The 8742-nt window shown below is 74.1% G+C and carries 6 protein-coding genes and 1 tRNA gene; 1 reads left to right on the forward strand and 6 read right to left on the reverse strand.

Features of this window, described 5'->3' with window-relative positions; all coding sequences use genetic code 11:
* From ettA to ACZ7JZ_RS34850, 5 genes are all read right to left on the reverse strand, one after another.
* On the reverse strand, nucleotides 1-1665 hold the full coding sequence (gene ettA, locus ACZ7JZ_RS34830) for an energy-dependent translational throttle protein EttA (RefSeq protein WP_470946872.1): 1665 nt from the start codon (nucleotides 1663-1665) through the stop codon (nucleotides 1-3).
* 108 nt (nucleotides 1666-1773) lie between these two features.
* On the reverse strand, nucleotides 1774-3042 hold the full coding sequence (locus ACZ7JZ_RS34835) for a TQXA domain-containing protein (RefSeq protein WP_470946874.1): 1269 nt from the start codon (nucleotides 3040-3042) through the stop codon (nucleotides 1774-1776).
* Nucleotides 3043-3335: 293 nt separating this feature from the next.
* Nucleotides 3336-3740, reverse strand: coding sequence for a single-stranded DNA-binding protein (locus ACZ7JZ_RS34840; protein ID WP_470946876.1), 405 nt, complete (start codon nucleotides 3738-3740; stop codon nucleotides 3336-3338).
* Between the two features lie 91 nt (nucleotides 3741-3831).
* Complete coding sequence (locus ACZ7JZ_RS34845) at nucleotides 3832-5667, reverse strand: GTPase (protein WP_470946877.1); 1836 nt, start codon at nucleotides 5665-5667, stop codon at nucleotides 3832-3834.
* A 4-nt stretch (nucleotides 5668-5671) separates the two neighbouring features.
* Nucleotides 5672-7378 (reverse strand): dynamin family protein, encoded by a 1707-nt coding sequence (locus ACZ7JZ_RS34850; RefSeq protein WP_470946879.1) that lies wholly within the window; start codon nucleotides 7376-7378, stop codon nucleotides 5672-5674.
* 292 nt (nucleotides 7379-7670) lie between these two features.
* On the opposite strand from ACZ7JZ_RS34850, the gene ACZ7JZ_RS34855 reads away from it, so the two are divergent.
* A tRNA-Arg gene (locus tag ACZ7JZ_RS34855) sits at nucleotides 7671-7746 on the forward strand.
* A gap of 200 nt (nucleotides 7747-7946) precedes the next feature.
* On the opposite strand, the gene ACZ7JZ_RS34860 is transcribed toward ACZ7JZ_RS34855, so the two are convergent.
* Nucleotides 7947-8742: tyrosine-type recombinase/integrase (locus tag ACZ7JZ_RS34860; protein WP_470946878.1), on the reverse strand; the 796-nt coding region annotated here is incomplete at its 5' end.

An 8742-nucleotide genomic window follows, 5' to 3' on the forward strand; every position in this document is an offset into this window, starting at 1 on the left:
TCAGCCTCGCGTCAGCTTCTTGTAGGTCGCGCGGTGCGGACGGGTGGCGTCCGGGCCGAGCCGCTCGATCTTGTTCTTCTCGTAGGACTCGAAGTTGCCCTCGAACCAGAACCACTTCGAGTCGCCCTCGTACGCCAGGATGTGCGTGGCGACGCGGTCCAGGAACCAGCGGTCGTGGGAGACGACCACGGCCGCACCGGGGAACTCCAGCAGGGCGTTCTCCAGCGAGGACAGGGTCTCGACGTCGAGGTCGTTGGTCGGCTCGTCGAGGAGGAGCAGGTTGCCGCCCTGCTTCAGGGTGAGGGCGAGGTTCAGGCGGTTGCGCTCACCGCCGGAGAGCACGCCGGCCGGCTTCTGCTGGTCCGGGCCCTTGAAGCCGAACGCCGAGACGTAGGCGCGGGACGGCATCTCGACCTGGCCGACGTTGATGTAGTCCAGCTCGTCGGAGACGACGGCCCACAGGGACTTCTTCGGGTCGATGTTCGCGCGGCCCTGGTCGACGTACGAGATCTTGACGGTCTCGCCGACCTTGATCTCGCCGGAGTCCGGGGTCTCGAGGCCCTGGATCATCTTGAACAGCGTGGTCTTGCCCGCGCCGTTCGGACCGATGATGCCGACGATGCCGTTGCGCGGCAGCGTGAACGACAGGTCGTCGATGAGGACCTTGTCACCGAAGGCCTTGGAGAGGTTGGTGACCTCGACGACGATGGAGCCCAGGCGCGGGCCCGGCGGGATCTGGATCTCCTCGAAGTCCAGCTTCCGCATCTTGTCCGCCTCGGCGGCCATCTCCTCGTAGCGGGCGAGACGGGCCTTGGACTTGGCCTGGCGGCCCTTGGCGTTGGAGCGGACCCACTCCAGCTCTTCCTTGAGGCGCTTCTGGCGCTTCTCGTCCTTCTTGCCCTCGACCTTGAGGCGCTCGGACTTCTTCTCCAGGTAGGTGGAGTAGTTGCCCTCGTACGGGTGGGCGCGGCCGCGGTCGAGCTCGAGGATCCACTCGGCGACGTTGTCGAGGAAGTACCGGTCGTGGGTGACGGCCACGACGGCGCCCTTGTACTGGGCCAGGTGCTGCTCGAGCCAGTTCACCGACTCGGCGTCGAGGTGGTTGGTGGGCTCGTCGAGGAGCAGCAGGTCGGGGGCCTCGAGCAGCAGCTTGCAGAGCGCCACGCGGCGCTTCTCGCCACCGGAGAGGTTGGTGACCGGCCAGTCGCCGGGCGGGCAGCCCAGGGCGTCCATGGCCTGCTCCAGCTGGGCGTCGAGGTCCCACGCGTTGGCGTGGTCCAGGTCGTCCTGGAGCTTGCCCATCTCCTCCATCAGCTCGTCGGTGTAGTTCGTCGCCATCTCCTCGGCGATCGCGTTGAACCGGTTGAGCTTCTGCTTGATCTCGCCGACGCCGTCCTCGACGTTCTCCAGGACGGTCTTCGACTCGTCGAGCTTCGGCTCCTGCATGAGGATGCCGACGCTGTAGCCCGGAGCGAGGAAGGCGTCGCCGTTGGAGGGCTGCTCGAGACCCGCCATGATCTTCAGGACGGTGGACTTACCGGCACCGTTGGGGCCGACCACACCGATCTTCGCTCCCGGCAGGAAGTTCAGGAAGACATCGTCAAGGATCACCTTGTCGCCGTGCGCCTTGCGCGTCTTGCGCATGGTGTAGATGTACTCAGCCAAGAGAAACCGTCCGGCAGATCGATGAGTGGGCAGATACACCCCATCTTGCCAGCCGTCCACCCTCCGGTGAAAACGCGTTCAGCGACCGGACCCCGCGGAGGGCGCCTCCTACGGCCCGTCCCCGGGCCCTCCCCCCGGTCCCCCGACGGGTTCGCCGACCGGCCCGCCGAGGGATCCGCCGACCGGTCCGTCTGCCTCCTCCCCGGTCCCGTCCTGGGGCCTCCTGCGCAGGGCCAGCACCACTCCGGCGCCCAGGACCACCAGGCCCACGGCCAGGGCGGCGATGACCGGGGTGGCCCCCGAGCTGCCGCTCGCCGCCAGCCGGTCCCCGGCCTCGCCGTCGGCGTCCAGGGCGGTCTGCGGCGGGGGCAGCTCGCTGACGTCCGGCCCGGCGAAGGTCCGGGCCGCCCGGGTCGGCGCCCAGACCGCCCTGGCCGTGGCCACCGTCACCGAATCGCTGGACCCGGCCACGACCTGCGCCTGGTCCCCCGAGCCGCCGGTGAGCACCCTCCCGACGGGCACGCCCGTCGCCCCCTGCACCGTGAGCGCCGCCGAGCCGTCGGCCGTGCCCGCCGGCACGTCGAACCACAGCCGGGTGCCGTCGGCCGCCTCGGTCACCGGATCGCCGTCGGCGTCCACGATGCGGATCCCGCGGGCGGCGGCCGAGGGGTCCGGCGTGACGGTCACGCTCTGCGCGCGGGTCCGTACGGTGACGGGCCCGATCCGGCTGCCCGCCCGGCCCGCCACCGCGCCGGGCTGGAGGCCGAGCGAGGCCGGGGGCTCGGCAAGCTGCCGGGCCTGCGCCTCCAGGTGGTCGGCGAGCTTCTCGGCCGCCGGGTCCGCAGCCTCGACCGTCAGCTCGTCCGTGAGCCGCCAGATCGCCACCTGGGTCCCGGCCGCCGCGGTCTCGGTCGTGAGGGCCCCGGCCCCCGCCGCCCGCGCCAGCCCGGCCAGGTCGTTCACCTGCGGGTACGAGTGCTGGAGGATCCACCGGATCCGGCCGGCGTCCCGGTTCTCCGCCAGGGGGCTGGCCGACCACGGGGTCTCCGTGAACCGGGTCTCGCGCTGCGCCGGGCTCGTCAGCCCGAGCCCGTACGTCTGGAGCGTGCCGCCGCCGTCCACCCGCATCTCGTACAGGCCCGCCGGGATGCGCTGCGCCCCGCCGGGCCCGCGCAGCACGGCCTGGCCCGAGGTCCTCAGCCCGTCGAGCACCGCGCTGGTGCCGGCCGGGCGGTCGGGGGCCCCGACCGCCGCCGCGGTAGCGGCACCGGCCGGTGCGGTGAGCGCCGCCGCGAGCAGCACCACGGCCACGGGCCGCCCCGCGCCGCGCCGGGCGGACTGCACCCCGGATCCGGCCCGCGGCACGGACCCGCGCACGGACCCCGACACCGGCAAGGCCCCGGGCACGGGCCCGGGCGCGGATCCCCGTACCCGCGCAGGCACGAGCCGGATCTCACGCTCCGTGACAACCCCGGTGAGGAGGGCAGTCGCGGGCGGGAGTGCCGCAGGGGGCTGCGGCGAGGGCTGCGGCGGGTGGCCGGCAGCGGCGCGAGCGGCAGGAGGAACAGCAGGAGCCGCAGGAGCGGCAGCAGACGCAGACACAGTCTTCCCCTTCGGGCCAAAGACCCACGTGCCCATGAGTACCGGGGAATCCTAGCGCTCTCGAACACTCAGCCCACCGCCGCCTTCTGAGGTTCAGTCAGCGCTCCGGCGGCTTTCACCACCCGTCTGAAGGCCGCCGTCCCGCGGGCCAGGTCGTGACCCACGGTCAGGGCGTCCACATCGGCCGAGAACCAGCGCTTGCCCTCCGCCCCCTCCCCCTCCCGCACCCGCAGCCTCCCGTGCACCACCAGGGGCTCGCCCACCGTCACCGAACCGGCCAGGTTCACCGCCAGCGCGCGTTTCGCCCAGACGGTGTAGAAGCTCGCGGGGCCGTCCGTGCAGGCGCCCTCCTGCCTGTCCCAGTACCGCGGCTGCACCGCCATCCGGAACCGGGCCACCGCCCCCGTCTCCGCCTCCCGGTAGTCGACCTGCGTGGCCGCCCACCCCACCAGCGTCACCTGCGTCTCGTGCATGTCCGTCTCCCCCGGCAGCCGGTCCCGGGCAGTCCCCCGGGCTCCCCGCCATGGTGCGCAGGGGGCCCGGCGGCCCGCCCGGGGCTGTGGACTACCGGCCGGCTGTGGACAACTTCGCCACCCTCGCGTACTGCTCGCGCACCTCGGCGTACCGCAGCAGCTCCGCCGCGACCGGTTCGAGCACCTTCGCCCGCCCGCAGCCCGCCGCCGCCTGCCGCAGCCGCTGCTCGGCCTCCTGCCCGTACCGGCGCGCGGGCCCCCGGGCCGCCATCGAGCAGGCCCACTCGACCAGCGGCCCGCCCACGATCCCCGCCGACATCAGCAGCACCGGCACCAGCAGCCCCGGCTCCAGCACCCCCGCGATCTGCCCCACGAGCCACAGCCCGCCGTAGATCTGCAGCAGCGTCATGGACGCCTGGGCCAGGACCGCGGCCGGCCACCACGCGGGCCGCGGCGGCTTGCCCTCCGGCACCCCGGCCGTCACGGCGAGCTCGTCCAGCAGCTCCGGCAGCCGGTCCGCGCCCCGCACCGCGGTCTCCCGCACGGCGAGCGCCCACGGCTCGGGCAGCCCCCCGGCCGCCTCGTCCGCGACGGTGCGCACGGCCTGCTCCACGCGCTGGCGCGCGGTCACCTCCTCCCCGGCGGGAAGGCCCGGTTCGGGCGCGCCGCCGAGGCCCCCGAGGGTGAGGCGCTGCGCGATGCGCTGGGGCGAGCGCTGGCTCTCGTACCAGCGCCACAGCCGCAGCCAGGGCGTACCGCAGGCCTTGCCGGCGTTGCGGCGCCAGGCCCGTTCGGCCGCGAGTCCGGCCGCGTGGGCGCCGACGGCCTCGGCGAGCCGGTCCTCGAACTCGGCGCGCGCGGCCTCCCCGATCTCCGGCCGGCCCTCGGCCACGTACAGGGGCCGCAGCCGCTGGGCCGCCCGGTCGACGTCGGCGGCGAGCCGCCGGGTGGCCGCACCCCGCTCCACCGTGAACTGGGCGAGGAGGTCGCGCAGTTCTCCCACCCCGTCGCCGGTGAGGGCGGACAGGCCGAGGACCAGGGCGCCGGGTTCGTCGTGCTCGCCGAGGGCCATGCCGTCCTCGTCCAGCAGCCGGCGCAGGTCGTCGAGCACCTGGTCGGCGGCCTCGCCGGGCAGCCGGTCGATCTGGTTGAGCACGACGAAGGTGACCTCGGCGTGCCCGGCCAGGGGCCGCAGGTAGCGCTCGTGGAGGACGGCGTCCGCGTACTTCTCGGGGTCGACCACCCAGATGACGGCGTCGACGAGGCCGAGCACCCGGTCCACGTGCTCGCGGTGGGTGGTCAGCGCCGAGTCGTGGTCGGGCAGGTCGATCAGGACGAGCCCGCGCAGGTCCTCGTCGGTGTTCCCGGCGTCGCGCGGGCGGCGGCGCAGCCGGCCGGGGATCTCGAGCCGGTCGAGCAGGCCCGCGGCCCCGTCGGACCAGCTGCACGCGATGGGGGCGGAGGTGGTGGGGCGGCGCAGACCGGTGTCCGAGATCTGCACCTCGGCCAGGGCGTTGAAGAGCGTGGACTTGCCGCTTCCGGTGGCGCCCGCGATGGCGACGACGGTGTGCCGGGCGGACAGTCCCCGGCGGGCGGCGGCCTCGTCGAGCACGCGCCCGGCCTCGGCGAGGGTCTTGCCGTCGAGGCGGGTGCGGGAGAGGCCGACGAGCTGGCGCAGGGCGTCGAGGCGCCCCCGCAGGGCGCGGCTCTCGGGGCTGCCCGCGGGGGCGGCGGGCGCGGGGGCGCTGGGGCCGGTCCCGGAGACGGCGCGTACGAGGGCCTGGGCCTCGCTGTCGATGCCGTCCGCGCCGTCGAAGCCGTGGGCGCCGTCGATACCCGCATCGGCTCCGGCGCCGGCGCGGCGGGCGATGAACCCGTCGTCCCAGCGGGCGCGGCCGTGCTCCGGCTGGTCGGTCAGGGCTGTCACCGGCTCACCTCTCCTTCTGCAGGACGGAGAGCGCGGCGATCAGCTCGGCCTGCGGTTCCGGGGTCACTTCGAGGGCGTCGAGGGGGGCGAGGCGTCGGTCGCGCTCCGCCTTGAGCACGCGTTCCAGGTGGCTGCCGACCAGTTCGCCGCCCTGGTCGCGCAGGCGCAGCGCCGCCTGGGCGCCGATCCGCTGGGCGAGCCGCTCGCCCGCGGTGCGGGCCCGCTTGCCGCCGAGGAGGGCCGCGACGAGCAGGGCGGCGAGGGCGTCCGCGTCGGGCGCGCTCTGCCGGTCGAGTTCGGCGGCCTCGGCCTCGGCGAGCTCCTCCAGCTCGCGCCGCCAGCGCCGTACGGCGATCCCGATGCGCTCGCCGGCCTCCCGGTCGGGAACGGGCAGCGGTACGGCCGCTGCGGCCGGTTCGCGGCGCCAGGCCGCGGTGATGCGCTCGTCGGCGGCGGCGACGGCGCACTGGAGGAGGGCGGCGAGGCTTTCGGCGAGGGAGTCGAGGAGTTCGTCGGGGGTGGTGTCGAGGGGGTAGCCGCGCCAGCGGGTCAGCGCGTCCCCGGCGAGTACGGCGCCCTGGTCGAGCCGCGTACGCACGCGCGCGCCCTCGCGCCGGTACGCGTCCTCGACGGCGGCGGTGAGCCGTACGGCCGCGGCGTGCTGGGCGGCGACGGCGGAGGCCAGCTCCGGCATCCGGCTGCCGAGGGAATCGAGCATCCCGAAGGCGGTGCGCCCGACGGCCTGCTGGCGGGCCGCGGGGTCCTGCGCGCAGTGGATGAGCCAGGCAGCGAGCGGGGCCACGGCGCTGGCCGGCAGCAGCCCGCCGCCGCCGGTGGACTCGGGCAGCTCGGGGACCGTGAAGCGGGGTACGTCGCCCAGCCCGGCCCGGGTCAGCAGCGCCCCGTACTGGTGGGAGACCTCGGCGAGGACCTGGTGGGGGACCCGGTCGAGGACGGTGATCAGGGTGGCCTTGTACTGCTTGGCGGTGCGCAGCAGGTGCCAGGGGACGGCGTCGGCGTACCGCGAGGCGGTGGTGACCATGACCCAGATGTCGGCGGCGCAGATCAACTCGGCGGCGAGGGTGCGGTTCTCGACGACGAGGGAGTCGATGTCGGGGGCGTCGAGCAGGGCGAGCCCGCGGGGCAGGCTCGCGACGGTCTCGATGCGCAGCTCGCGGGGGTCCCCGGTGGCGGAGCCCGCGGATCCGGCGGAGCAGTCCGCCGCGCCGGGGCGGCCGCCCGTACCCGTGTGCCGGGGCCGCCGCAGGTGGTCGGCGCTCCCCAGCGCCACCATCGACGAGGGGGCCGGCGCCTGCTCCCCCGGCGCCTCGCCGGCGTCCTTGGGCGGCCAGACCCGCATCAGGTCGGGCAGGACGCGCATCCCGGCGAACCAGTGGTGGTCGTCGGGGTGGCAGACGAGCACGGGCGTGCGCGTGGTGGGCCGCAGCACCCCCGCCTCGCTGACCCGGCGTCCGACCAGGGAGTTGACGAGCGTGGACTTCCCGGCCCCGGTGGAACCGCCGACCACCGCCAGGAGCGGGGCCTCCGGGGCCTTGAGCCGGGGCACCAGGTAGTCGTCGAGCTGCGCGAGCAGCTCGGCTCTGGTCTGGCGGGCGCGCGGCGCACCGGGGAGGGGCAGCGGCAGACGCACGGAGGCGACCCGGTCGCGCAGCGCGGAGAGGGCATCGATCAGCTGGGGCCGAACATCCAAGGTCACCACATGGGAAGAATGCCCAATTTTGGATCGTTTTTGAAGCTTATAGGCCCTCTGCGCGCCGATCGCCACTCCTGACGGACACGCGGGACAGAACGGACGACTGGGGCGCAGGCATAACGAGTGCACAACACCCGGGGCGCCACCGCGCAAAACCGGTGCGCGAATCGCACCTGCCTGCGATTATCGGGACCGCTTCACCGAACCTCCACAACGTGGCACGCGGGTGAGGCAACCGGGACAAGGCGGCCGGACCCCTATCCTTGACCCGGCCCACGGTCACCTTCCGGCCCCCGTAGCTCAGCGGATAGAGCAGGTGCCTTCTAAGCACTTGGCCGCAGGTTCGAGTCCTGCCGGGGGCACCACCTCCTGCAAGCCCTCCGCCCGTACGGGCCGGAGGGCTTTCGCGCAGGTCAAGGCCGATATCCGGTCCCGAGTTGGCGGCGCCGGCGGGCCCGATCCGCCGCCCGCCCCGTCCGAACGGCAGTCCGGCTGTCACCGGCTGGTTCCGGGTTTCTGCGGGTGGCCACGGTGGATACGCGGTGGCATTTCCCGCGGGCCCGGCTCAGAGCTCCGGGAGGTCTCCCCCGGCCTCGATACGGCTCTTCAGGTCGTTGAGCTGGCCGACGATGCAGCGGGCGTAGACCGCCAGCAGGACCGGCACGCTGTTCCCCGCCCACTCGGCCACCTGCGCCGGCGGGACCCCGTCGTTGAGCCAGTTGGTCAGGCAGGTGTGCCGCAGGTCGTAGACCCGCCGCGCGAGGGGGGACGCGTGCTCCTCCGCGGTGAGCGTCTCCGCGCGCGCCGAGCGCCAGGCCCGGCGGATGACGGACCCGGCCAGCATGTCGCCCTTCTCCCCCGGGAAGAGCAGCGCTCCGGGCTTGAGCCCCTCCCGCTCGACGTGGTCGCGGAGGATCCTCGTGAGGGCCGGACGGCACGGCACGACCCTCATGTCGTCCGCGGCCCGCCCCTTCAGCCCGCGCTCCTCGTGGATGGACCCGTCGTCCGTCCAGTTCTTCCCCACCTCGGGCTGTGCGGTGTGGATGAGCAGCTCGCCCCACTGGTCCGCCGCGTCCGCGGCCGGCAGGCGTACGTCCATCACGTCCATGGCCACCACTTCCTCAGGGCGGGCCCCGGCGTAGTACATCGTCGCGAAGAAGGGGTGGAGCCGCTTCCCGCCGCGAGGCCGCTCCCGGACCCAGCCGAGCAGCCGGGCGGCCTGGTGGGGATTCAGCAACGCGCGCTTGTCCACGGCCGTGGACGTCTTCGGGGTAGCACCCCGCCCCTTCGGCAGCGGGTTGGTCCGGAGGACCTCGTGCTTGACCGCGTGCTCCATCACGACGTTGAGCACGCGGCGGTTG

Source organism: Streptomyces sp. NPDC038213, from assembly GCF_055600495.1.